23 protein-coding genes and 1 pseudogene are annotated in these 24,030 nt (G+C 73.8%); 11 read left to right on the top strand and 13 right to left on the bottom strand.

Going from position 1 to position 24,030, the window contains the following annotated elements; translation table 11 throughout:
* Positions 1-39 precede the first annotated feature (39 nt).
* The 3 genes from F9B16_RS19275 to F9B16_RS19265 are packed head-to-tail and all read right to left on the bottom strand — an operon-like array spanning position 40 to position 2,897.
* Positions 40-732, bottom strand: a complete 693-nt coding sequence (locus F9B16_RS19275; protein ID WP_151541477.1) for a FadR/GntR family transcriptional regulator — start codon at positions 730-732, stop codon at positions 40-42.
* A 36-nt stretch (positions 733-768) separates the two neighbouring features.
* Positions 769-1,716, bottom strand: a complete 948-nt coding sequence (locus F9B16_RS19270; RefSeq protein ID WP_225991765.1) for an alpha/beta hydrolase — start codon at positions 1,714-1,716, stop codon at positions 769-771.
* Between the two features lie 5 nt (positions 1,717-1,721).
* Positions 1,722-2,897, bottom strand: coding sequence for a DUF5005 domain-containing protein (locus tag F9B16_RS19265; protein WP_151541476.1), 1,176 nt, complete (start codon positions 2,895-2,897; stop codon positions 1,722-1,724).
* 128 nt (positions 2,898-3,025) lie between these two features.
* Between F9B16_RS19265 and tnpB the strand changes: the two genes are divergently transcribed.
* Positions 3,026-4,354 carry an IS607 family element RNA-guided endonuclease TnpB gene (gene tnpB / locus F9B16_RS19260; protein WP_151541475.1) on the top strand — a complete coding sequence of 443 codons (1,329 nt, stop codon included), beginning with the start codon at positions 3,026-3,028 and terminating at the stop codon, positions 4,352-4,354.
* 3 nt (positions 4,355-4,357) lie between these two features.
* Here the strand turns inward: tnpB and F9B16_RS19255 are convergent, their stop codons facing one another.
* From F9B16_RS19255 to F9B16_RS19240, 4 genes are read right to left on the bottom strand one after another with little or no spacing between them, the layout of a single operon-like run.
* Complete coding sequence (locus F9B16_RS19255) at positions 4,358-5,170, bottom strand: SMP-30/gluconolactonase/LRE family protein (protein ID WP_151541474.1); 813 nt, start codon at positions 5,168-5,170, stop codon at positions 4,358-4,360.
* The gene (locus F9B16_RS19250; protein ID WP_151541473.1) at positions 5,171-5,968 is read right to left on the bottom strand and encodes an SDR family NAD(P)-dependent oxidoreductase; all 798 of its coding nucleotides are present in this window, start codon (positions 5,966-5,968) and stop codon (positions 5,171-5,173) included.
* Positions 5,965-6,927, bottom strand: a complete 963-nt coding sequence (locus F9B16_RS19245) for a DUF4432 family protein (protein WP_151541472.1) — start codon at positions 6,925-6,927, stop codon at positions 5,965-5,967. The genes F9B16_RS19250 and F9B16_RS19245 overlap by 4 nt, the downstream gene beginning before the upstream one ends.
* A 3-nt stretch (positions 6,928-6,930) precedes the next feature.
* On the bottom strand, positions 6,931-8,118 hold the full coding sequence (locus F9B16_RS19240; protein WP_151541471.1) for a DUF5005 domain-containing protein: 1,188 nt from the start codon (positions 8,116-8,118) through the stop codon (positions 6,931-6,933).
* Between the two features lie 35 nt (positions 8,119-8,153).
* On the opposite strand from F9B16_RS19240, the gene F9B16_RS19235 reads away from it, so the two are divergent.
* The 3 genes from F9B16_RS19235 to F9B16_RS19225 all read left to right on the top strand — a co-directional run bounded on the left by F9B16_RS19235 (position 8,154) and on the right by F9B16_RS19225 (position 10,483).
* Complete coding sequence (locus F9B16_RS19235) at positions 8,154-9,140, top strand: sugar kinase (protein ID WP_225991764.1); 987 nt, start codon at positions 8,154-8,156, stop codon at positions 9,138-9,140.
* Positions 9,141-9,245: 105 nt separating this feature from the next.
* The gene (locus tag F9B16_RS19230) at positions 9,246-9,674 is read left to right on the top strand and encodes an ATP-binding protein (protein WP_151541470.1); all 429 of its coding nucleotides are present in this window, start codon (positions 9,246-9,248) and stop codon (positions 9,672-9,674) included.
* A complete protein-coding gene (locus F9B16_RS19225) occupies positions 9,671-10,483 on the top strand; it encodes an RNA polymerase sigma factor SigF (RefSeq protein ID WP_190852562.1) in 813 nt (270 codons plus the stop codon). Before F9B16_RS19230 ends, F9B16_RS19225 begins: the two co-directional genes overlap by 4 nt.
* 104 nt (positions 10,484-10,587) lie before the next feature.
* Here the strand turns inward: F9B16_RS19225 and F9B16_RS19220 are convergent, their stop codons facing one another.
* On the bottom strand, positions 10,588-11,142 hold the full coding sequence (locus F9B16_RS19220) for a hypothetical protein (protein WP_225991763.1): 555 nt from the start codon (positions 11,140-11,142) through the stop codon (positions 10,588-10,590).
* Between the two features lie 75 nt (positions 11,143-11,217).
* Between F9B16_RS19220 and F9B16_RS19215 the strand changes: the two genes are divergently transcribed.
* Together F9B16_RS19215 and F9B16_RS19210 are read left to right on the top strand one after the other, a co-directional pair.
* Positions 11,218-12,159: a diacylglycerol/lipid kinase family protein gene (locus F9B16_RS19215; protein ID WP_151541469.1), complete on the top strand. Its 942-nt coding sequence runs from the start codon at positions 11,218-11,220 to the stop codon at positions 12,157-12,159.
* Positions 12,160-12,454: 295 nt separating this feature from the next.
* Positions 12,455-12,715, top strand: a complete 261-nt coding sequence (locus F9B16_RS19210; RefSeq protein ID WP_151541468.1) for a WhiB family transcriptional regulator — start codon at positions 12,455-12,457, stop codon at positions 12,713-12,715.
* Between the two features lie 153 nt (positions 12,716-12,868).
* Here F9B16_RS19210 and F9B16_RS19205 read toward each other — a convergent pair whose 3' ends face one another.
* Positions 12,869-14,566 carry a sensor histidine kinase gene (locus F9B16_RS19205; RefSeq protein ID WP_151541467.1) on the bottom strand — a complete coding sequence of 566 codons (1,698 nt, stop codon included), beginning with the start codon at positions 14,564-14,566 and terminating at the stop codon, positions 12,869-12,871.
* 73 nt (positions 14,567-14,639) lie between these two features.
* Between F9B16_RS19205 and F9B16_RS19200 the strand changes: the two genes are divergently transcribed.
* Entirely contained in the window at positions 14,640-15,806 is a 1,167-nt protein-coding gene (locus F9B16_RS19200) for an 8-amino-7-oxononanoate synthase (protein WP_151541466.1), read from the top strand.
* Between the two features lie 37 nt (positions 15,807-15,843).
* A complete protein-coding gene (locus tag F9B16_RS19195; RefSeq protein WP_404800505.1) occupies positions 15,844-16,653 on the top strand; it encodes a GntR family transcriptional regulator in 810 nt (269 codons plus the stop codon).
* A gap of 7 nt (positions 16,654-16,660) precedes the next feature.
* On the opposite strand, the gene bioD is transcribed toward F9B16_RS19195, so the two are convergent.
* A complete protein-coding gene (gene bioD, locus F9B16_RS19190) occupies positions 16,661-17,386 on the bottom strand; it encodes a dethiobiotin synthase (RefSeq protein WP_192808869.1) in 726 nt (241 codons plus the stop codon).
* 113 nt (positions 17,387-17,499) lie between these two features.
* On the opposite strand from bioD, the gene F9B16_RS19185 reads away from it, so the two are divergent.
* The gene (locus F9B16_RS19185) at positions 17,500-18,273 is read left to right on the top strand and encodes a hypothetical protein (RefSeq protein ID WP_151541465.1); all 774 of its coding nucleotides are present in this window, start codon (positions 17,500-17,502) and stop codon (positions 18,271-18,273) included.
* 21 nt (positions 18,274-18,294) lie between these two features.
* Here F9B16_RS19185 and F9B16_RS19180 read toward each other — a convergent pair whose 3' ends face one another.
* Entirely contained in the window at positions 18,295-19,956 is a 1,662-nt protein-coding gene (locus F9B16_RS19180; protein ID WP_151541464.1) for a carotenoid oxygenase family protein, read from the bottom strand.
* 193 nt (positions 19,957-20,149) lie between these two features.
* Here F9B16_RS19180 and F9B16_RS19175 point away from each other — a divergent pair, with 193 nt between their 5' ends.
* Positions 20,150-20,671 (top strand): GNAT family N-acetyltransferase, encoded by a 522-nt coding sequence (locus tag F9B16_RS19175; protein ID WP_151541463.1) that lies wholly within the window; start codon positions 20,150-20,152, stop codon positions 20,669-20,671.
* Here F9B16_RS19175 and lanL read toward each other — a convergent pair.
* Together lanL and F9B16_RS50965 are read right to left on the bottom strand one after the other, a co-directional pair.
* Positions 20,668-23,196, bottom strand: coding sequence for a class IV lanthionine synthetase LanL (gene lanL / locus F9B16_RS19170; RefSeq protein WP_151541462.1), 2,529 nt, complete (start codon positions 23,194-23,196; stop codon positions 20,668-20,670). The two genes, F9B16_RS19175 and lanL, sit on opposite strands and share 4 nt — an antisense overlap.
* A 99-nt stretch (positions 23,197-23,295) precedes the next feature.
* Positions 23,296-23,466, bottom strand: coding sequence for a hypothetical protein (locus tag F9B16_RS50965; RefSeq protein WP_192808868.1), 171 nt, complete (start codon positions 23,464-23,466; stop codon positions 23,296-23,298).
* Positions 23,467-23,685: 219 nt separating this feature from the next.
* Between F9B16_RS50965 and F9B16_RS19165 the strand changes: the two are divergent.
* Positions 23,686-24,030 (top strand): annotated as a pseudogene (locus F9B16_RS19165) (ABC transporter ATP-binding protein); the annotation flags it as partial.

Genomic DNA, 24,030 nt, shown 5'->3' with positions numbered 1-24,030 from the left:
GCGGTCCGGAGAGCGGTCAGGCGAGCGGCGGGCGGCCGGTCAGGCGAGCCGGGACGCGATGACCTTCGTGACGTCGCGCAGGTGCGCGCGCATCAGTTCCTCGGCGCGTTCGGCCTCCCCGGCCTCGATGGCGCCGAGAATGGCCCGGTGGTCGTCGTGGTCGCGGCGCCGGTCGTCGAAGATCCGCAGTATCTCCCGCTGCTCGGCGCCGTGCACCGACAGCAGCGAGTCGATGACCTCGCCGAGCACGGCGTTGCCGGACGCGTGGGCGGCGGCCCGGTGGAAGGACATGTTCGCCGCGTCCAGCTCGACGTCCTCGCCCTCCAGGTGCCGGCCCGCGTGGTCCAGGACGGTGCGCAGCCGCTCCAGGTCGCCGGGCTCGGCGCGGCGGGCGGCCATCGCGGCCAGCGGGGGCTCGATGAGCAGCCGGGCGTCCAGCAGCTGGAGGAGCTGGTCGCCCTGCAGCGGCCGGACGTTGGGGTTCGGGATGACGACCCGTTCGAGGTCGGCGCCGACGTAGATGCCGGAGCCGTGCCGCATCTGGACGGCGCCGGTCGCCTCGAGCCGGCGGAGCGCCTCGCGGAGCGTGGGGGTGGTCACCGCGAAGCGCTCGGACAGCTCCCGCGCCGAGGGGAGCCGGTCGCCGGGACGCAGCCCGCCGGCGCGGATCAGCTCCAGGACGCGCTCGGTGAGCGCGTCGGAGAGGCTGGGCCGGGCCACATCCTTGGTCATCGTTACCTCGTTCACTCCTCGAAGAAGTCAAGTCATCTAATCACTTGATGTGCCGGGCTGTCCAGGGTCGGGACGGAACGCCTCGCGCAGCGCGGCGTGCTGCTCGGCCCGCGCCCGGCGCGCCACCGCCGCCGAGAGGACGCCGTCGAACCCGTGGTAGGCGCCCGGCACGTGCCGCAGCTCCACCGGCACGCCCGCCTCGATCAACCGACGCGCGTACACGAGGTCCTCGTCGCGCAGCGGGTCGGCTTCGGCCGCCAGCACGTATGCGGGCGGCAGCCCGGACAGGTCCCGCGCGCGGGCCGGGGCGGCGTACACGGGCGTCTCCCAGCCGGGCTTCCCGCGCTCCGGGCCGAGGTAGTGGCGCCACATCTGCTCCACCTCGCCCCGGTTGAACAGCGGCGGCTCGGTGTAGGCCCGCATCGACGCGGTGTCCATGCGGTCGTCGAGCACCGGGTAGAGCAGCAGCTGGAAGGCGAGCGGCGGCCCGCCCTCGTCGCGCGCCCGCAGCGCCACCGCCGCCGCCAGGCCGCCGCCCGCGCTGCCGCCGCCGACCGCCACCCGGCCGGGATCGGCGCCGAGGTCGGCCGCGTTCTCGTGGGTCCAGACCGTCGCGGCCCAGGCGTCCTCGAACGGCGCGGGGAACGGATGCTCGGGCGCGAGACGGTAGTCCACCGACACCAGGACGATGCCGAGCCCGGCCGCGAAGTCCAGGCAGCGGTGGTGCTCGTTGCCCAGGTCGCCGGTGACGAAGCCGCCGCCGTGGAAGTACACCAGCACGGGCCCCGCCGGACGTTCCGGCCGGTACACGCGCACCGGCACACCGCCGGGGATCGTCCGGTCGGCGACGTCCACTCCCGGCGCGGCCGCCGGCTCCCCCGACAGCGTCGCCGACAGCTCCCGCATCGCGGCCCGCGCCTTGACCGGGTCGGCCAGGCTCACGTACGGCATCCCTGCGAGCGCCTCGGACAGTTCGGGATCCACCCCGGTCACCCCGTCACGGGGACGTCGACGAAGCGCGGACGGTAGATGCTCACGTCGCGGTACACGTCCCTCGTCGGCCCCGCGGTCGTGTCGAGGCTGTTGACGTTGTACGACACCACGAGCTTGTTCGCCGTCGTGAGCGAGGCGTGCGCGTGCGCGTTGTAGGTGTAGACGTCTGCGTCGCCGTACGACCCGTACGGCCCGCCCTCGGGCGTGTTGTACACCGTCTTCTCGTCGGTGAACGGCCCTGCTGGCGAGCACGACAGGTACGTGTCGATCTGCGCGCTGAACGCGTTCTTGGTGTCCTGCGTGAGCAGGATGTAGAAGTTCCCGCGCTTGCTCACGCTGAACTCGTTGGACACGCCGCCCAGCACCTCCACCGCCGCCGACTCCGACGCCGACCAGGTGCCGCCCGCCGCCAGGTAGCTCCACGTCCCGCGCAGGTCGGTGCCCGCGACCCGCGCGACGTACATGTGCTTGCCGTCCGCGCCGAGGTCCTCGGTGCCGTAGACGTAGGTGTAGCCGCCGTCGCGGAGCAGCGCCGACCCCCACATGACGCCGCTGCCGGACGGCAGCGACGTGACCGACGTCGGCCGGGTGAGGTCGCTCGTCGAGAACCGCGCGAGGACGTTGGCGTCCCAGGTCACGTTCAGGTCGCCGGACCCGACCTTGTACTCGCGGTACGGCTGCTGGATCTCGCTCCCGTTCATCGTCATGTCGCCCGCCCAGTAGACGTGCGACGCGTCGCGCGGCGGCAGCAGGGCCGTCGGGTTCGCGGCGGTGCCGCCGTGCGCGGTCCCGGTCAGCGCGCCGCCCGCCGACCGCACGACGAACGTGTTGTTGACGAACGGGGTCGTGCCGCCGTCGGCGACCGTCATCGGCCGGGACCCGTCCGCGTTGACCTTGCCGAGGAAGGTGTCGGAGAAGCCGAAGACCGTCCGGCCGTCCGGCAGCTTCACCGAGTAGGTGCTGTCGCCGCCGGTCCAGTCGTCCAGCAGCGCGTTGCCGTTGCCGTACGAGGTGAACTGCGTGTTCAGCGAGGTGTCGGGCGTCGCCGTGCCGAACGTCGGCGCGGCGCTCCCACCACAGGTGAGCGCCGCGGCGCGAGCGGCGGCCGAGGGGGCGACCAGAGCGGTGGCGGCCAGCGTCGAGGCCACAGCCGCACGAATGAGAAGACGCATGCGGACCTTCCTGGGGGTTCGGGACTGGTGAGCGGGAGGTGCATCAACGTGCGCATCTGTGTGGGCGTGCAGCGCCCGAGCCTCGCGTTGCTCGGGTTTTGTCAGGGGCCCCGGCTACCGTGCGGATTGTGTTGGTGACGCAGGCGTACCGGTTCGCGCTGGACCCGAGCCCTCGGCAGGAGCGGGGATTGTGGTCGCATGCGGGGGCGGCGCGGTTCGCATGGAACTGGGGCCTGGCGGCCTGCCGGGACCGGTACGACGCCGAGGGCAAGTGGTGGTCGGGTGTGGAGTTGCACCGGCTGTGGAACCGGGTGAAGAAGACCGACCCTGGCCTGGGCTGGTGGGGCGAGCACTCCAAGTGCGTGCATCAGGAGGCCTTCCGGGACCTGGACCGGGCCCTGCGCGGGTTCGTCCGGGCTCGTAAGGGTCTTCGGAAGGGGCGGCGCCCGGGGTTTCCCCGGTTCAAGAAGCGGGGCCGGTGCCGTGACTCGTTCCGGTTCGGTTCGGGCGTGATGCGCTGTAGTGGCCGGACGGTGACCTTGCCGCGGCTGGGAACGATCGCCACGCACGAGTCCACCCGCAAACTCGCCCGGCGACTGGAGAACGGGACGGCGCGGATCCTGTCGGCCACGGTGTCGCGGACCGCGCACCGCTGGTTCGTCTCGTTCACCGTGCAGGTCGACCGCAACGTTCTCGGACGGCATGCCCGGCCGGGCACCATCGTGGGTGTCGACTTGGGCGTCACGACACTGCTGACCGGCGTCGACGATCATGGCGCTGAGATCGAGGTCGGCGGGCCGAAGGCGTTGCGGGCCGGGTTGCGGAAACTGCAGCGGCTCGGCAAGGCGCACGCCCGTGCACAGCGCGGCTCGGCCAACCGCGCCAAGGCCGCCAAGCGGCTCGCGCGGCATCATGCCCGCGTCGCCGCCGTCCGCGCCGACGCGCTGCACAAGGCCACCAGCACCCTGGCCGCCCGCTATGAAACCGTCGTCGTGGAAGACCTCAACGTCACCGGCATGCTGGCCAACCGGCGGCTGGCCGGCGCCGTCGCCGACCAGGGCTTCGGGGCCGTGCGGCGGATGCTCGATTACAAGACCGGGTGGAACGGCGGCCGTCTCGTCGTGGCCGACCGCTGGTTCCCCTCGTCCAAGACCTGCTCGGGGTGCGGCGGGCGAAAGCCAAGCCTGTCGCTGTCCGAGCGGACCTTCCGGTGCGACGCGTGCGGCCTGGTGCTCGGCCGGGACGTCAACGCCGCGATCAACCTGCGAAACCTCGCCGCCAGTGGGGCGGAGAGACGAAACGCCTGTGGAGGCGATGTGAGACCCGGCCCCGCCGGGCGACCGCCCGCGAAGCAGGAACCCGGCACCGCGCACCACGCGGGTGAGACCGGGACCGCCGCCGCGCAAGCGACGGCTATCTGGACAGCGGATGCTCACATTCGCTCCTGGTTCCGATAACGGCTAGAGGTCGAACGCGCTGATGTGCCAGCGGCCCAGGTTCGCCACGAAGGCCGTGGTGTCCCGGAACGCCAGGTTGGTCGGGTGGCAGAGGACGTGGGCGGTGGGGTCGCGGACGACCGTCTCCGGCCGCCCGTCCGGGGTGAGCCGCAGCACCTCGCTGGGCTCGTAGAGGCCGACGTAGAGCAGGCCGTCGGGGCCGAACGCGATGCCGTCGGGGACGGTGCCGGGCAGCTCGGCGACCGTCGTACGGTCGCCCGCGGTGCCGTCCGGCCGGATCTCGACGCGGGTCACGCCGGGCAGGAACGACTCGGCGACGTACAGGGCCGACTCGTCCGGCGCCAGCGCGAGGCCGTTGGCGAACGCCATCGGACGCTCGTCCCAGACCTCGCCGGTGCCGTCCGGCGCGTAGCGGAACACCGAGGGCCCGGGGGCGTCGATCTGCCGGCTGTCGGAGACGTAGATCCGGCCCGCCGCGTCGATCACCGGGTAGTTCGGGTTGGCGAAGCGGTGGCCGTCCGCGCCGTCGGCGAACAGCGACACCTCGCCCGACGCCAGCTCGAGGCGGAACACGCCGGGATGCTTGATGTCGCAGATGTACAGGTGCGCGGCGGACGCGTCGAACGCGATGCCGAGCACGAACCCGTGGGTGGTGGCGACCTGCTCGACGCTCTCGCCCGCCGGGTCGACGCGGAAGATCTGGCCGGCCTCCCCGCCGCACCAGACGCTGCCGTCGGGATGGACCGCCACGCACTCGGGGTGGTCGAGGCGCGGGCTGCTGAACAGGCCGTCGAAGAAGACGCGGGCGTCGGGCATTCAGACCTCCGGGAGTGCGGCGGGGTTGCGGGCGAGCAGGCCGCCGTCCACGCGGTGCTCGGCCCCGGTGATGAACGAGGAGCGCGGCCCGGCGAGGAACGCCACCACCTCGGCGACCTCCTCCGCCCGCGCGACGCGGCCCAGCGGGTGCGCCCGGCCCCACTCGGCGACCTGGTCGTCCTGGCTGGTGTCGCCGCGGAACAGGTCGGCGGCCCAGCGCAGCATCGGGGTGTCGACGGAGCCGGGGCACACGACGTTGGCGCGGATCCCGTCGGCGGCGTGGTCCAGCGCCATCGCGCGGGTGAGCCCGTTGATCGCGGACTTGCTCGCGGTGTAGGCGGCGACCCGGTCCTGCGACGCGAACGCCTGCACCGACGACACCGTGACGATCGTGCCGCCGCCGCGCCGCCGCAGTTCCGGGACGGCCGCCTTGCAGACCAGGAAGACGCCCTTGAGGTTGACGTCCAGGACCTCGTCCCACAGCTCCTCGGCGGTGTCCTCGACGGTCCCGTACCGCTGGATCCCGGCGCAGGTGACGACGGTGTCGAGCCCGCCGTGCGCGTCGACGGCGCGGCGGACGAGGGCGCGCATCTGCCCGGCGTCGGTGACGTCGGCGACGACGCCGGTCACGTCCAGGCCGGCGTCGCACAGCTCCGCCTCGGTGGCGCGGACGCCGTCCTCGTCGATGCCGCAGAACACGACCGCGGCGCCGTCCTCCGCGAGCCGCCGCACGACCGCCCGGCCGATGCCGAGCGACCCCCCGGTGACCACGGCGACCTTGCCGGCGAACTCCTTCATCGCGCTTCCTCCCCCTCGATCACGGCCGCGCGCAGCCACAGCGGCCTGGTCTCGCGCGGCCGCAGGGCGAGCGCCGACCCGTTGCGGACCGCCTCGGCGAGGCCCTCGGTCGGCCGTCCGGCGAACGGTTCGAGCCCCACCACGTACGCGCGGCCCCACCAGGGCGCCTCGCGGGACGCGCCGAGCTCGCGCCACAGCCACAGGTCCGGCAGGACGGCGGCGTCCCACCGGACCCGCAGGCCGAGGGCCGCGTCCGGGTCGATGATCTCGTAACGGCCGTCCTGGAACCCGGACAGGTAGTGGATGTCGCTCGGCGCGCCGCGCTCGGGGACGACCGCCAGCCCGGGGCCGGCGGTCGCCCCGTCCGGGAACCGGATCCGGTGGCCGGGACGCAGGAACGGCGCGCCGAACACGATGTGGTGGCCCCACATCACCTCCAGCGCGACGTCCGACTCGTTGGTCAGCTCCTCGTCGACGCGCAGCTCCGCCTCGCCGGACACGAGCCGGAACGTCTTCACCACGCGCAGCGGCATCCGCCGCGCCCGCACGGTGAGCCGCACCGCGACCTCGGACGGGTCGTCGGCCGCGATCTCGACGTCCCAGGGCAGCCCGGCGACCTCGCCGTGCTGCGCCAGCGCGGCGCCGCGGTAGGTGCTCGGCTCGCCGCCGTTGGGCAGCACCTCCTGCCAGCCGCCCTCGTAGTGGTCGAGGAACGCCGCCACGTCGTCGCCCGCGCCGCCCGCCACGTCGCGCGGGTTGCGGATCCCGTCCGGGGCGAGCCAGACGAAGTCCATGTCGCGCGGCTTGTAGCAGAACTCCGCGACGTCACCGCCCTTGTCCGCGAGGACGGTGACGCGCAGCAGCTCGTTCTCCAGCACGACGGCGCGCATCCCGAACCAGGTGATCTCGTGCAGGCGCGCGCCCCAGTTGCGGGCCGGGCGGTGCCGTCGGTACGCCATCGGTCAGCCGAACTTCAGGTCGACGAAGCGGGGCCGGTAGATGGTGACGTCCTTGTAGTGGTCGGTGTTGACGAAGCTGTTGACGTTGTAGGAGACGACGAGGCTGCCGGGGCGGCTCAGCTCCGGGTGGGCGTGCGCGTTGTAGGTGAAGACGTTCGGGTTGTGGTAGCTGCCGTTCGCGCCGGTCTCGGGCGTCGAGTAGACGGTGGTCTTGCCGGTGAACGGTCCCTGCGGCGAGCAGGAGAAGTACGCGACGATGTTGGTGTTGAACTTCTCGGTGGTGTCCTGGGTGATGAGCATGTAGGCGCGGCCCATGCGGGTGACGCTGTACTCGTTGGCGACGCCGTCCATGATCCGCGCGGAGTCGGCCTCGTTCCGCGACCAGGTGCCGTCGCCCGCGTAGAACTCCCACGGCTCGGTGAGGTCGGCGCCGCGGACGCGGGCCAGGTGCATGTACTTGGTGTCGCCGAGGTCCTCGACGCCGTACACGTAGATCATGCCGTCCCGCCGCTCCAGCCAGGACGCCCAGGAGATCCCCTTGGACGACGGGATCGCGGTCACGCTGACGGGCTCGGACAGCCGGTCGGGCCGGAACTTCGCGACGACGTTGCGGAGCCAGCGCCAGTCCCAGATGCCGGGCCCGAACCGCTCGTACTCCTGGTAGGTGACCTGGACCTTGCCGCCCGCGGTGATCGCGTCGCCGGCCCAGTACCAGTGCTTGCCGTCGCGCGGCGGCATCACGGCCTTCGGCTGCTCCCGGGTGCCGCCGTGTACGGTGCTCAGCCGATCGCCGGACTTGACCACGAACGAGTTGTTGAGGAACGGGGTGGTGCCGCCCTCCTCGACGACCGGCGAGCGGCCGCCGTCGTCGTTGACCTTGCCGAGGAAGGTGTCGGAGAAGACGAACGCCACCTTCCCGCCGGGCAGGGTGGTGGAGAAGGTGCCGTCCGCGCCGGTCCAGTCATCGGTCCGGCGGTTGTCGTTTCCGTAGCGGGCGAACAGGGTGTTCAGGCCGGCGTCGGGCGCCGAGCCCTGGAAGGACGGGGTCGGGGTGCCGGCGCACGCCTGGACGGCGGTCGCGGCGGCACGGGCGGGGGCGGTGAAGGTCGTCGTGGACAGGGCCAGGGTGAGAACGCCGGCGGCGAGGCCGCGCCAGGGGGATCTTCTGCGCACGGCCAGAAGTCTGGTCATCAGATGACTTGTTGTCTAGATGTATCGTGCTGCCCGTGAACGTTCCCCGGGTCGCCCTCATCGGCGAATGCATGATCGAACTGCGGCATCTGGCGCCGGACCGGCTCGCCCTCGGCTACGCCGGGGACGTCTTCAACACCGCCGCCTACCTGGCCCGCAGCGCCGCCCCCGGAACGGTGGACGTGCAGTTCGTCACGGTCACCGGCGACGATCCATACAGCACCGAGATGCGCGCGGCCTGGCACGCCCACGGCGTCGGCGACCGGTACGCGCGGGTGCGTCCCGGCGGCCGCGCGGGCCTCTACCTGATCCGCACCGACGAGCAGGGCGAGCGGACGTTCCAGCACTACCGGAGCGAATCGCCCGCCCGCGACCTGTTCGGCCCGGACCAGCCCGCCGCGATCGACGACGCGATCGCCGGCCACGACCTGGTCTACCTGTCCGGGATCACCCTGTCGATCATGGCGGAGCCGGCCCGGGCCCGGCTGGCGGAGGTGCTGGCGGAGACCCGCCGGCGCGGCGGTCTCGTCGCCTACGACGGCAACCACCGGCCGAGCGGCTGGCCGTCCCCCAGCGCGGCGGCACGGGCCGCCGGCGCGATCCTGGCGCACACCTCGATCGCGCTGCCGTCCCTGGACGACGACCGCCTCGTCCACGGCGACGCGTCCGCCCGGGACTGCGTCGAGCGGCTCCGCGACGCGGGCGTGCCGGAGATCGTCGTCAAGCTCGGCGCCCAGGGCTGCGTGATCGCCGACCGCGGCTCGATGGAGGCGGTCCCGGCCGTCCCGGACGTCGACGTGGTGGACACCACGTCGGCGGGTGACGCATTCAACGGCGCCTATCTGGCGGCCCGGCTGGCCGGGACGGACCGGCGCGCGGCCGCCGGGGCGGGCGCCCGGCTGGCCGCCGAGGTGATCGGCCATCCCGGCGCGCTCCTGCCGCCGCTTCCGGCCCGCCGCGTCCCGGCCGCGACGCCCCCGCCGCGCGCCGCCGGCGAGCCCCCCAGGGACCAAGTCATTTAGTCAATACTCGGACAACCGGTCGAAACCTGTGCGCGCCGAAGTCTCGCAGTGGGCTCCGCAGGCGGTAGTTTCGGAAGCAGCGGGACCATCCTGCGAGGGAGTGACGTGACCGAGGAAACCGCTGCCATGCCTGCCAGTACACAGTTGTCCGTGCGCGACGTGGTGACAGTGAAGCTGCCCGCCGCGAGCGCCTACCTGTCCGTGCTCAGAACCGCGACCGCGGGGCTGGCCGCCAGGCTGGACTTCACGCTGGACGAGATAGAGGACCTGCGCATCGCGGTCGACGAGGCGTGCGCGATGCTGCTCTCCCAGGCCGTCCCCGGGACGGACCTGTCGTGCGAGTTCGAGCTGACCGGGGAGGCGATGCGCATCTCGGTGTCGGTGATCACCGTGGACGGCCAGGAGCCGAGCCGCGACACCTTCGCGTGGACGGTGCTGTCGTCGCTGGCCGGCGAGGTCGACGCGCAGATCGGCTCCGACGACCGGGTGACCGTGACGCTGCAGAAGCGGCGCGGTACGGCGGGGGCCCCGTGACAGAGAAGACGACCATCGCCGGCGCGAGCAACGAGCGGTCCGAGAGCGGCGTACCGGACCGCGCGCGGGCCCGCGCGCTGTTCGAGCGCCTCGCCGAGCTGCCCGAGGGCGACCCGGAGCGGCAGCGCATCCGCGACCAGCTCGTCGAGCTGCACCTGCCCCTGGTGGAGTACCTGGCCCGCCGCTTCCGCAACCGCGGCGAGTGGCTGGACGACCTGATCCAGGTCGCCACCATCGGGCTGATCAAGTCGATCGACCGGTTCGACCTGGAGCGCGGCGTCGAGTTCTCCACCTACGCCACGCCCACGATCGTCGGGGAGATCAAGCGGCACTTCCGCGACAAGGGCTGGGCGGTGCGGGTGCCCCGCCGGCTCCAGGAGCTGAAGCTGTCGCTGACCAAGGCGATCAGCGACCTCGCGCAGCGCGAGGGCCGGGCGCCGACGGTCAGCGAGCTGGCCGCCCACCTGCAGATGAGCGAGGAGGAGGTGCTGGAGGGCCTGGAGTCGGCGAACGCCTACTCCACGGTGTCCCTCGACGCGCCCGACTCCGGCGACGAGGACGCGCCCGCCGTGGCGGACTCGCTCGGCATGATCGACGAGTCGCTGGAGGGCGTGGAGTACCGCGAATCGCTCAAGCCGCTGCTGGAGAAGCTGCCCGCCCGGGAGAAGAAGATCCTCCTGCTGCGGTTCTTCGGGAACATGACGCAGTCGCAGATCGCGGCGGAGCTCGGCATCTCCCAGATGCACGTGTCGCGGCTGCTGGCCCGCACGCTCGCGCAGCTGCGCGAGGGCCTCACCGCCGACGAGTGACGCCGAACGCCGAGGGGCCCCGGGGACGTGTCTCCCCTGGGGCCCCTCGGCGTTCCCGGCTTTTCCGGCATTCCCAGCGTTCCCGGCCCGCGGCCGGCCGCCGGTCAGTTCTTCGCGGACGTCCCCTTGGCGGGCGCGTCCTTGGCCGGCTGCTCCTTCAGGCGGTCCATGAGCTTCTGCCCGAGGGACCGGTCGTCCTTGGCGCGCGGCTCCGCGGCGCGCGGCGCGGCCTTCGCACCGCTGGACGGGCCGCCGGACGCGGCGTCCTCCTCGTCCTCATCGTGATCATGGACGAGCCAGGCGGTGCTCGCCGGGCTCAGCACCGCGACCAGCGCGAGCACGGCGACGACGCCCATCGGCACGGCGATCCCGGGCCGGTCGCTCTGCCACAGCGACCAGGCGACGGGCAGCGCGAACAGCTGGGTCAGGACCGTCGGGGCGCGGCTGCCCTGGGCGCCGCGCAGCAGGCCGCGGGCGCAGGCGAGCATGCCGAGGCCGCCGGCGAGGGCGAGCACGGTCACGCCGATCGCGCTCACCGGGTCGACGGCGGCGCCCGAGGCGGTCTCGACGCCGGTGTAGACGCCGAACGCGACGGCGCCGAGGCCCTCCGCGCCCTCCAGGGCGGCGGCGGCCCGCACGGTGATGGGACGATCGGTCACAACGAAACCCTACTCGCCCGCCGCCGCGGCCGATGCGTGGGGAAACGCACGGGAAACGCTCGATACGCTGGCGCCGTGCGCGCCATGCTCATCGCCAACCCCAAGGCGACCTCGACCTCCCGGCGGGCCCGCGACCTCCTCGTCCGGGCCTTCACCGGCGATCTCGACCTCGAGATCGCCGAGACCGCCCACCGCGGGCACGCGACCGAGCTCGCCCGCCGGGCCGCCGACGAGGGCTACGACGCGGTGATCGCGCTGGGCGGCGACGGCACCGTCAACGAGACGGTGAACGGCCTGCTCGCGAACGGCCCGTCGCCGGACCTGCCCGCGCTGGCGGTGCTGCCGTCGGGGAGCGCGAACGTGTTCGCCCGCGCGCTCGGGCTGCCGAACGACCCGGCCGGCGCGACCCGGGCGGTGCTGGAGGCGCTGCGCGCCGGGCGGTACCGGACGGTCGGGCTCGGCACGGCGTGCCTGCCGGACGGCGTGGAGCGCTATTTCACCTTCAACGCGGGCGTGGGGCTGGACGCGGAGGTCGTCCGGGAGGTGGAACGCCGCCGCGGCGCGGGCGCGAAGGCCGATCCGTCACTCTACGTGCGGGCCGCGATCCGCCATTTCTTCGCGGGCACGGATCGGCGCCATCCGGCCCTGACTCTGGAAGTGCCGGGACGCCCGCCGAAAGCGGGCCTGTTCCTCGCGTTCGTCTCCAATACCGCGCCGTGGACTTTCATGGGACGGCTGCCGGTGAATCCCAGTCCGAGGTCGAACTTCGCGCGCGGGCTGGACGTGTTCGGGATGCGCACGCTGGCCGCCGGCCCGGTCCTGGGCGCGCTCGCGCAGATGATGCTGGTGCGGACCCGTCCGGTGCAGGGACGCGACGTGGTGAACGTGCACGACGCGACGGAGGTCACGCTGCGCGCGGACCGTCCGGTCGCATTCCAGCTGGACGGCGACTACCTGGGAGAACAGCGCAGTGTGACGTTCCGCTCGGTGCCGAAGGCGGTCCGCATCCTCATCTGAGACCGCCGTCACGCCATGCTGAGAGCCAAGTAACACGCCCGACCCACAGGTGTGACACATGCGACACCCATACTTTGAGAATCCTTTCTCAAAGGTCTTGCGTCTGCCCGCGCCCGGCTGACACGCTCAAAGTGCGCCAGCCGACAGGGGCCCCAACGTCGTCCGCCTCCTGATCGCAGCGCCGCGGAACAATCACCCTCGGATCGCCGGCCACCGCCGCTCCGGGCGTTCGCGACATGTGAAACCGTTCACAAACGTGGAGTGTCTCACACCACCTGACGAAGGAGTGGACCGCATGGACTGGCGCCACCGCGCTGCCTGCCGTGACGTGGACCCCGAGCTGTTCTTCCCGATCGGCAACACCGGGCCCGCGATCCTGCAGATCGAAGAGGCCAAGCAGGTATGCCGGCGCTGCGACGTCACCGACGCCTGCCTGCGCTGGGCGCTGGAGTCCGGCCAGGACTCGGGCGTCTGGGGCGGGATGGGCGAGGACGAGCGCCGCGCCCTCAAGCGCCGCGCCTCCCGTGCCCGCGCCCGCGCGAACGCCGGTCTCTGAGCGTCCCACCCGACGAGCGGCGCCGCCTCCGAACCCCCAGGGCCGGAAACCCCGGCGCCGCCCGCACCGCACTTCGACGTGCCCGCAGCCTGACCCCAGGCGGCGGGCACTCGGTGTTTTCAGGGCCGGTCACTGTGTCTTCAGGGCCGGTCCCTAGGGCTGGGCGGCCGAGCGGGGCCCGTGGAGCCGGTTGCTGTGGTCGATCGGGACGTCCACGATGACCTCGGTGCCGCCGCCCGGACGGTCGCGGAAGTCGAGGCTGCCGCCCAGCTCCCCGACGATCAGCGTGCGGACGATCTGCAGGCCGAGGCTGTTGCTGCTCTCCACGTCGAAGTCCGGGGGCAGGCCCACCCCGTCATCGGAGACGATCGTGACGAGCCGCGGCCCGGCGGCGGGCCCGCGGCCGGCGGGCGCCTCCTTCCCGACGCGCGGGTCGTGCGCGTCGGAGCCGGGCCACTCCCCCCACACCGGCACGCCCGCCGGTTCGCGCGGCGGGTCGCCCTCGCCGTAGCGGTGCGCGACGACCTCCAGCGTGCCGAACCGGTTGGCGAGGCCGTGCTCCAGCGCGTTCTGCAGCAGCTCGGTGAGCGCCATCGCCAGCGGCGTCGCGACCTCCGCGGGCAGCACCCCGAAGCTGCCGGTCCGCTTCGGGGCGACCTTGGTCTCCGGCGTGGACACCTCCCCCGCCATCATGATCACCCGGTCCGCGATGTCGTCGAAGTCGATCAGCTCGTCCGGGGTGTGCGACAGGGTCTCGTGCACGATCGCGATCGACCCGACGCGGCGGACCGCCTCGTCCAGCGCCGCCCGCCCCTCCGGGATCCGCAGCCGGCGCGCCTGCAGCCGCAGCAGCGCCGCGACGGTCTGCAGGTTGTTCTTCACCCGGTGGTGGATCTCCCGGATGGTGGCGTCCTTGGTCATCAGCTCCCGGTCGCGCCAGCGCAGCTCGGTGACGTCCCGGCACAGCACGATCGCGCCGATCCGGGTGCCGCCGACGACCAGCGGGATCGTGCGCAGCTGCATGACCGAGCCGTTCGCCTCGACCTCCACCTCGCGCGGCGCGCGGCCGCTGAGCACGACGCTGAGCGCCTCCTCCAGCGGCTCGCCGGTGTCGCACAGGTCGGCGGTGACCTTGCCGAGCGACTCGCCGACCAGGTCGGCGGGGAAGCCGAGGCGCCGGTAGGCGGACTGGGCGTTCGGGCTGGCGTAGGTGACGCCGCCGGCGCGGTCGAGGCGCATCAGCCCGTCGCCGACGCGCGGCGAGCGGACCATGTTCGGCTCCTCGCCCGGCACCGGGAACCGCCCCTCGGAGATCATCTTCGCGAGGTCGCTGGCGCTCTGCAGGTAGGTCAGCTCCAGCCGGGACGGGGTCCGCGCCGAGCTGAGGTTCGTGCTGCGCTGGATCACCCCGAGGATCTTGGCGCCGCGGCGCACCGGGATCGACTCCTCCCGGACCGGGATGCCGCTGCCCCACTCCGGGTCGCCCTCCCGGACGATCCGCCGCTCCCGCCACGCCACGTCGATCAGCCCGCGCCGGCCCGTCCGGACGACCTTGCCGACGAGGTCCTCGGGGTAGGCGGTCGGGCCGGTCGTCGGCCGCATCTGCGCGATCGCGACCCAGCCCTGCACGGCCGCGCCGGTGTCGATCGTGCCGCCGCCGCGCCGCCCGCCGCGGGCGCCCGGCCCGTCGGCGGGGACCGCCGCGCCGGACCGCAGCGGCACCCACAGCAGCAGGTCGGCGAACGACAGGTCGGCGAGGAGCTGCCAGTCCGACACCAGCGCGTGCAGCCACTCCACATCGGTCTCGGTGAGGTCGGTGTGGTCGCGGACCAGATCGGTCAAGGTAGGCACACGACCATCATCGCCCATCCGTTCTGGTGCCCCGGCGCCGTCCCCGCCGCCCGCCACCTGGCAGGATTCGGGCATGACCGACGACCCCCTCGCCCGGCTCCGGGACGCCGCCGCCCGGCGCGCGGAGGCGGGCCTGCGGCGCACGCTGCGCCCCCGCGGCGCCGACCACGACGGCCTGGCCGACCTCGCGTCCAACGACTACCTCGGCCTGTCCCGCGACCCCCGGCTGGTGGAGGGCGCGGTCGCCGCCGCGCGCGCGTGGGGCACCGGGTCGTCCGGGTCCCGGCTGGTCACCGGCACGACCGGGCTGCACGCCGAGCTGGACCGGCGGCTCGCCGCGTTCACCGGGAGCGCCGCCGGGCTGGTGTTCTCCTCCGGCTTCCTGGCCAACCTCGGCGCCGTCACCGCGCTGGCCGGGCCCGGCGCGCTCGTGGTGTCCGACCAGGTCAACCACGCCTCGATCGTGGACGCGTGCCGGCTGTCGCGGGCCCGCGTCGCGATCGTCCCGCACCGGGACGCCGGCGCCGTCGAGCAGGCCCTCGCCGGACGTGACGAAGACCACGCGATCGTCGTCACCGACGCGGTGTTCTCCGTGGACGGCGATCTCGCGCCGCTGGCGGAGCTGCACCGGGTCGTCCGGGCGCACGGCGCGCTGCTGGTGGTCGACGAGGCGCACGCGCTCGGCGTCGTCGGCGACGGCGGGCGCGGCGCCGCGCACGCCGCCGGGCTGGCCGGTGAGCCCGACGTGATCCTCACGCTCACCCTGTCGAAGTCGCTCGCCTCGCAGGGCGGCGCCGTCCTCGGCGCCCCGGAGGTCATCCAGGCGCTGCTGGACACGGGCCGCTCGTTCATCTTCGACACCGGCCTGAACCCGCCCGCCGCCGGCGCCGCGCTCGCCGCGCTCGACGTCCTGGAGGCGGACCCGGGCCTGCCGGGCCGGGCCCGTGCCACGGCCCGCGCGATGGCAAACCTCGCGGCCGGTTCCGGACTGGAGACCGCCGATCCGGCCGCCGCCGTCGTCCCCGTCTTCCTCGGCGAACCGGACGACGCGGTCCGCGCCGCCGGGATCTGCGCTGAGCACGGGCTGCGCGTCGGCTGCTTCCGGCCGCCGTCCGTGCCGAAGGGCCGGGCGTGCCTGCGGCTCACCGCGCGCGCCACGGTCGACGAGTCGGACCTCACAAGGCTGCGGGCGGCCCTGGCGGAGATCGCGCGCTCTACCGGCCGTAGTCTTCACGCATAACATCGGGGGAAACCGATGATGAACGTGAGGAGATGCCGTGACGGAGGTCAGGGGCGGGCCCCGGCACGGGGACGGATTCGAGCGCGGATTCGATCGGGCGGCGCTCGGCGACCTGGGTAAGCACCACACCAACCAGGCGCCGCGCATCCCGAAGTACTACAAGCTCAAAGAACTCCTCGTCGAGCTCATCCAGTCGCTGCCGCCGGGCAGCCCGCTGCCGCCCGAGCGCGCGCTGGCGGAGAAGTACGAGACGTCCCGGACGACCGTCCGGCAGGCCCTCGCCGAGCTCGTCGTCGAGGGGCGCCTGCAGCGCATCCAGGGCAAGGGCACGTTCGTCGCGAAGCCGAAGGTGTCGCAGGAGCTCCAGCTCGTCTCCTACACCGAGGACATGCGGCACCACGGGCTGCGCCCCGAGACCCGCATCCTGGACGCCGGGTACGTCAGCGCCGACGAGCGCCTCGCCGCGCTGCTGTGCATCCGCCCGGGCGGGCGGGTGCTGCGCGTCCACCGGCTCCGGCTCGCCGACGGGGAGCCGATGTCGGTCGACACCTCCCACCTGCCGGCCCGCCGCTTCCCCGGCCTGCGCCGCGAGCTGCCCCGGCACCGCTCCCTGTACGAGACCCTCGCGACCGCCTACGACGTCCACCTGACGGAGGCGGAGGAGACGATCGAGACGGTCCTCGCAACCCCGCACGACGCGCAGCTCCTCGGCGTCGACGTCGGCCTGCCGATGCTGCTGCTGTCGCGGCACGCCTTCGACACGACGGGCCAGCCCGTCGAGTGGGCGCAGTCGCTGTACCGCGGCGACCGGTACAAGTTCATCACCCGCCTGCGCCGCGACTCCTGATCCTTCTTCAGGGCGCCTCGGGGGCGTGGGCCTCGCGGAAGGCGGCGGGGTCGAAGGTGCCGCCGAACGCCGGGGCCAGGCCGCGGTGCGCGGCGAGCAGGAACTCGGCGGGATCGAGGGCGGACGCCCCGGCGGGCAGCGCGCCCGACAGCGGCCGCGCCGCGATGGTCTCCAGGTCCCGGATGTTGCTGCGCATCGCCAGGTCGGGGTCGTCCGGCCAGGCGCCGATGACCACGCCGGCGAGCTGCACGCCGCGGTGCGCCATCGCCTCCAGCGTCAGCGCCGTGTGGTTGAGCGTGCCGAGGTCGGGGCGGGTCGCCACGACGACCGCGGCGCCGAGCCAGCGCGCCAGGTCGGCGATGGTGGTGCCCTCCTCGTCGTAGCGGACGAGCAGCCCGCCCGCGCCCTCCACCAGCACGAGCCGGCGGGTCGCGGCGAGCTCCTGGACGTGCTTGGCGACGTCCGGCAGCCGGACCGGCGGGACGCCCGCGCGGCGGGCCGCGGCGGCGGGCGACAGCGGGTCGGGGAAGCGCGCGGACTCGTGCAGGTCCTCGACGCCGGCGAGCCGCCGCACCTCGTCGAGGTCGCCGGGCTCGCCGCCGCCCATCCCGGTCTGCCCGGGCTTGACCACGGCGACGGACGCGCCGCGCGCGGCGGCGACGGCGGCCAGCGCCGCGGTGACGATCGTCTTGCCGACGCCCGTGCAGGTCCCGGTCACTACGAGCACACTCACGCCCGGCACACTAGCGCGCGGGACGGGCCCGGTCGGGCGCTGATTCCCACAGTCTTCCGGCGCCGGATTTGTATTCGCGGGAACCCGGGGGCGGGGCGGCGCGTCCAAGGCGCATGGCCGGTTCGCATACACGCACCAGCTCGATCGTCGCGCTCGCGTGCGCGGGCGCGCTGGCGGCCTGCGGCGGGGCCTCGGGCGTGGAGAAGCCGCCGCACTCGCTGCCGCCCGCCGGGACCGCCACGAAGCCGGCGAAGGAGTCCCCGCGCGGCGAGCACCTCGTCCTGCGGTTGCGCAAGACCGGCGGCATCGCGGGCCTCGGCGGCCCGGGCGGCCTGCCCGACTTCTCGCTGTACTCGACGGGCCGCGCGCTCGTCGCGTCCCAGGCTAAGGTCACCGAGTACCGGCTCACGCCCGCGGCGCGCGACCGCCTGCTGGGCGAGGCGCGCGCCGCCGGCCTCGGCCGCTCGCACACCGTCCCCGCCGGGCAGGTCTCGGATGCGATCGTGCTGGAGTTCACCATGGACGGCGCGCACAGCGAGATCGCCGAGCCCGGGGTCCGGCCGGACCCGGCGACGGAGTTCCAGGCGCGGCTCGATCCCGCCCGGTGGCCGAAGAGCGACCTCACGTCCGGCCCCCGGCCGTACAAGCCGTCCAAGGTGGCCGTGCTCGCGTCGCAGGGCGCGGTGGCGGACGGCCCGGTCCGCACCTGGCCGCTGGCGCCGCTCGGCAAGGGGACGCAGTTCGGGGCCGCCGTGTGCACGGTCGCCGCGCCCGGCAAGGTTCCCGCGACGAGCCCGAGCACCGCATGGCGCAGCGCGGGCAAGACCTACACCGTGCGCGTGCGCCCTCTCCTCCCGGACGAGCAGACCTGCACGGCCCTCCGTTGAGCTGCGGCGTGTTGCCCTAGCTCAACGGGTCAGGTCGGCGGCTACCTCGCGGGTGATGGTCTGCAGGTCGGGGGGTAGCTGGTCGAGGCGGGTGTCCAGGTCGTCGGCGAAGCTCAGTCGCTCCAGTTCGGGCGGCGGGACGGCTTCCGGCATCCACGCGGAGTGGATGAGGAACGGGACGGTGGTGCCGGGCGGCGGCGCCAGCACGGCGAGCGGGCCGCGCCCCACGTCGGCGGCGTCGAACAGCTCGATACGGAAGCGGTCGTCGTTGTGGACGGCGACGACGAGGTAGCCGTCATGGCCGCCGGGGTCGGCGCCCGCGTACCGGCTGCCGCCGCGCCCGCGCGGGACGAAGCACGGCGACGTCGGGTAGTCGTCCAGCGCGAACGTCCACTCGGCGAGCGCCTTGAGGTCGTCGCGGTCGTGGGTGACCAGGACGGCGGGGGTCTCCTCCGGCGGGAACAGGTCGGCGTCGATGCGGCCGGTGTAGTTGCGCAGCGCCCGCTGGTTGATCGCCTCGGGGTGGAAGCCCAGGTAGACGAGGTGGTGCCGGGTCGGGGCGGTCTGCCCCTCGATGCTCCAGTCGATGGCCGAAAGCTCGGCCTGCCACCAGCGCGCCGGGTCGCTCGCGCGGGCCCGCTCGGTCACCTTCCCGGTCTCCGGGTCGAACACAAGGACGGTGGTGAGCGCGGGCGTCATGCCGTGGCAGTACATGCCGCGCAGCGCCGGGTCGACGGGCCGGCCGAACGCGTCGAGGTCGTCCTCGCGCAGGTACATGCCGATGTCGACGCCGGGCGTGTGCTCCATGACGACCTGCACGCCGCCGGAGTCGTCGTACCTGGCGTAGAAGTGGTTGACCTCGGGCGCGATCCGGAACTCCGTGCAGGCGACGGTGCCGCCGCCGGGGCGCAGGTCGTCCTTGCGGATCAGCAGGACGGGCCCGTCGGGGTTGTTGGCGACGGTCCGCTCCGCGCCGAACACCTCGTCGGTGTCGATCTTGTAGGCGGTGTCGGCGAGCACGAGCCAGTCGCGGGTCTGCGTGATCGTGTGCGTGGCCTGCGGCAGGACGGCGTCCGCGACCTCCCAGCGCTCGACCCGCCTCCCCTCCCCCGCGTACCGGATCACCGAGACGGTGCCGGTCATGACGTCGCGGCTGACCGTCCACAGGCAGCCGCGCTCGGGGTCGACCACCGGGTGCGCGGACGTGGAGACCAGCGGCAGCACGGCCTGGTCGATGGCGGGCCTCCAGTCGTCGCGGTGGCCGACCTCGGCGACGAACCCCAGCGTGACCGGGTCGACCTCGACGGGCCGCCCGGCGTCCCAGGTGGCGAACAGCCGGTCGCCCCACGGCAGCGGCGCGGTGTTGGCGGCGTTCACGAACCCCCACGGCGAGCTCGTCCCGACGGGCCCGGCGGTGAACAGGCCGGGGCGCCGGCGGCGGAGCCGGACGGACGGGGTGTCGATCACCCGGGCGCGCCAGCGGAACCGGCCGCCGGCGTCCGGCCGGAGCGGCAGCCGGGCGATGATCCCGTCGCCGAAGAACGCGTGTACGGGGTGGGTGCGCTGGTCGGAGGTGCTGACGACGAAGTGGCCGCGGACGTCGGCGGGCCACGCGCCGGCGACGACCTCGAACGCGAGGTCGCCGATGTCCTGCGTGCCGAGGATCGAGCGGGGGACCGGCATGGCGCCTCCTGGGGGTGCGGCGGGCCGTCGACACCCGCCAATCAACACGGCCCGGCCGCTAGTAGTCAACCCTCTAACGACTAGGACGCCCGCCCGGCGGCCGCTCCTTCCGGATGCGGATAGCCTGATATGTCGCGACCTTCCGGTCGCGATGATCCGGCACCGACGCTCCCCCGCCTGGAGAAAGCACCCGATGCAGCCCGTCACCGTCCGCGACGCGCACCCCCACGAGTACGACCTGATCGGCGAGCTGACCGTCGAGGTGTACGTGCACGGCGGGCTGGTCTCGCCCGAGTCCTCCTACGTCGGGAAGCTCCGCGACGCCGCCGACCGGGCCGCCAAGTCGCAGCTGCTCGTCGCCGAGATCGCCGGGGAGGTCGCGGGCGCCGTCGCCTACTGCCCGCCCGGCAGCCCGTACGCCGAGCTGGCGGGGCCGGACGAGGCCGAGTTCCGCATGCTCGCCGTCCTGCCGAAGGCCCGCCGGTCCGGCGCGGGACGCGCCCTGGTCGGCGAGTGCGCGGCGCGCGCCCGCGCCGCCGGCCTGACCGGGCTGCGGCTGTCGACGCAGGCGAACATGGAGGCCGCGCACCGCATGTACGAGCGGCTCGGCTTCGTCCGCACCCCGGACCGGGACTGGTCCCCCGTGCCCGGCCTCCGCCTGCTCACCTACTCGCTGACGTTCCAGCCGCCCGTTCCGGAGGCCCCGTCCTTCTAGACCGCCGGGGACGTCCAGAGGCGCGGGCCGGAGCGGGCGTCCAGGCGGCGCAGGAACGACAGGATGCCCGCGGTGCCGGTGCCCCAGGTGAACGCCTGGGTGTCGAGGTCGTTGCCGGGGAAGACCGGCCGCCGGGGGTCGCCGCCGCTGCGCACGAGCATCAGCTCGACGATCTCCTCGGCCTCCTCGGCGCCCCGCCAGTACGCGTCGTCGCCGGTCGCCAGGGCGACGTCGATGAGCGCCTCCCCCATGCCCGCGAGGCCGCAGCACTGGGACGACACCCACGCGCGCGGCGCGATCGCCAGGCAGGCGCGGGCGCCCCGTTCGGCGAGGTCGAGGTAGTGCGCGTCGTCATAGGCGCGGGCGGCGCGGAGCATCGCGCCGACGACGCCGGACATGCCCTGGCACCATGACGCCCCCATCGGCCGCGCGGCCGGTCCCTCCAGCTCGCCGATCAGCGCCTCCGTCCGCTCGGCCAGGGCGGCGAACGCGTCGCGGGCGGCGGTGCCTGCGGCGGCGTCGCCGGTGGCGCGGTGGAAGGCCAGCAGGAAGTCGGCGACGCCCGCGTCGCCGTGCGCGTACGCGGTGTCAACCGCGACGCCGGACCCGGGCTGCTCGACCGACACCGCCGCGTCCGGCGCGGCGACGTCGCCGGCCAGCAGCCGCCGCGCGCACTCCGCGGCCGTCGCCGCGTTCGCCGGATCGGGGGCGAGGGCGTCGAGGATCAGGTGGCCGGTGCCGATCCCGGCGACGCCGTGCGCCTGGTCCGCGCGCTCGCCGCCGGACGCGCGGACGGGCCGGGGCATCGCGACCCCGGCGGCGGCCAGGAAGATCGCCGTGCCGGTGAGCCCGAAGTAGAGCGAGGCGGGCAGGTTCGCGGCGGGCAGGTTCGCGGCCGTCCAGCGGGCGAGGTCGGTGCCCCCGGCTTTGCCCTCGGGATGCTGGAGCAGCTCCATCCCGACGCCCGCCGAACCGGCGTAGACGTTGGTGACGGGCGGGCTCGTCCGGCGGTCCTCGGGCTCGTCCATGAGCCGCTCGGCGAACCGGACGCACTCGCGGACGGTGTGCGCGCGGACCGACGACAGCAGGTCGCCGGTCAGGCGCGGGACGGGCACCGGGGCGGCGGGCCTCGCGGTCGCGTGCCGCCCGGCGCGGATCTCGGCGGCGGCGCGCGTCCGGACGTCCGGGTCGGGGCTGAGCAGCCGCGGCACGAGCGCGACCGGGCCGCCTCCCGGGGACATCCGCGCCAGGCACTGCAGCGTCCGCTCGACGCCGCGTTCCGGGTCGGGGTCGATGATGACCGGGTTCATGCCGGTGGCCGCGAAGAACAGCGTCGCGCCGAGCGAGAACAGGTCGTCCGCCGGTTCGGACGGGCGGCCGGTGCGCTGGTCGGGCACGCTGAAGCCGCGGCTCCACCCCGGCATCTGCAGGTCGCCGTGGCGGCTGGTGCCGAAGTCGACGATCGTGCAGCCGCCGTCCTCGCCGAGCACCACGTTCTTGGGCGACAGGTCGCGGACGACCACGCCGCGCGCGTGTACCGCGTCGAGGACCGCGAGCAGCCGGGACGCCAGGTCCGCGAGCTCGGCGCCGGTGAGCGCGCCGTGCTCGGCCACGTGCCGGTTGAGGTCGGTGGCGCCGGCGTCGCTCATCACGAGGAACTCGTCCTCGCCGTGCCGGAAGTGGTCGAGCGCCTCCGGGACGCCGTCGACCCCGGCGAGGACGGTCAGGACGCGCAGCTCGTTGCGCAGGTACATCCGCAGGTCGTAGCCGTCGGGGTGCTCCCCGACGTAGGCGCGGGCCTCCTTGACGACGACGGGCCGCCCGCCCGCGTCCTCGGCCCGGTACACGTTGCCGCGCGGGCCGCGCATCACCCCGGTGGTCACCCGGTAGCGTCCCCCGATCGTCCGGACGCGCGGCGCTCCCACGCTCGCGGCCCGGGCCGCGGCGGCGCCGGGTGGGGCGGGCGGGCGGAACGGGTCGGCGGCCCACGGCGGGCAGGCGAACTCGACGCCCGCCGCGCCGGGCTCGGCCTCGCCGTCCGGGCCGACGACGACCAGCTCGAAGTCGCCGTTGTCGTCCACCTTGTACTGCGGGGCGAACGGGGCGTAGCGGTAGTAGACGGGCGCGTCGGGGCGGACGCGGCGGTCGCTGACCACGCGCGGCCCGGCCATGCCGGCGAGGGCGGTCGCGAGAGCGTGGCCCAGCCCGACGACCGCGTCCTGCGGCGGGTAGACGGTGACGGCCTTGCCGACGGAGGCCGCGTCGAGGTCGCCGGAGTTGAGCTCGCGCAGCATCTCGACGGAACGCGCCGCCTTGAAATCGCACGGTGCGGCCAGCAGCAGCGGCAGGATGCGGTCGAGCGTCTCCGCGAACGTGCCGGGCCGCGCGGAGACATGCAGTTTCCAGCCCTGCCGGGGCGCGTCGAAGCCGGGATCGCGGACGCTGATCCAGGTGTCGTCGGACCGGATTTCCCTGCCGCGCTCGCGGGCGATTGTGGAAATGCGCTGAAATACCGATGGCTCCATTGTCGCCCTTCGATCGCGGTGCGGGCCCGGCAATGCGAGGACGCACCGGAAGAGGCCACCGGTGGGAGCCAATGGCCTTTCCGCGTGCGTCGGTGAGGGTCAGACGATGGAGGGGCAGCACGGGTAGCTGCTGCACACCGTGCGCTTGCAGGTGTTCACGCAGGCCTGCGGGCCGTGCAGCAGTTCCAGCAGTTCCATCTCGAAGTCCACGTCGAGGTCTTCCGGGTCGAGGACGCCGGCGTCGCGGGGCTCCAGGGCGAGCACGGACATGGGGGGCTCCTTCCTTGGCCGCCGTTCGGGCGGCCGTTCGGGATCTGAGCCTGGGGGCCGGCATCGGGTGGCGCCGGGCTCCCCCAGATCAAACGGACGCATTATGAGCAGATGATCAGCGGGCTGTCCAGACAGTGATTTGTCACCGGTGCGGCAGCGCCGAACACAGCCGTGGAACGAGGCATTTACAGCCGACATTCGATGATCTAGGTTGGCCCTGTGTTCCGACGTTCCCCGGCCCTCGCCGACGACAGGTCGGGGCTCGAAATCACCTATTGGGAAAGCCGCGACGAGGAACTGCTGAAAGCCGGTCTGCCGGCGATGCTGCGGCGGTTTCCGGCGCTGGTCGCGGCGGCGGTCCGGCTGGCGTGGGAGGCGAGCCGGCGCGACACGGCGGTCGCGCTCGGCGGCAACCTCGCGGCCGGGGTGTTCACCGCGTTCGGGCTGCTCGCCACCTCCGACGTGCTGGCGTCGCTGTTCGCGGCCGGGCCGACGCCCGGGCGGGTCCGCGCGGCGCTGCCCGCGCTGGCGCTGGTCGGCGCGGCGGCGGGGCTGCGCGGCGCG

It is taken from the genome of Actinomadura montaniterrae (assembly GCF_008923365.1).
Lineage (GTDB): Bacteria > Actinomycetota > Actinomycetes > Streptosporangiales > Streptosporangiaceae > Spirillospora > Spirillospora montaniterrae.
The sequence above is the reverse complement of the archived record's forward strand: the minus strand, read 5'-3'. Positions and strand labels throughout refer to the sequence as shown.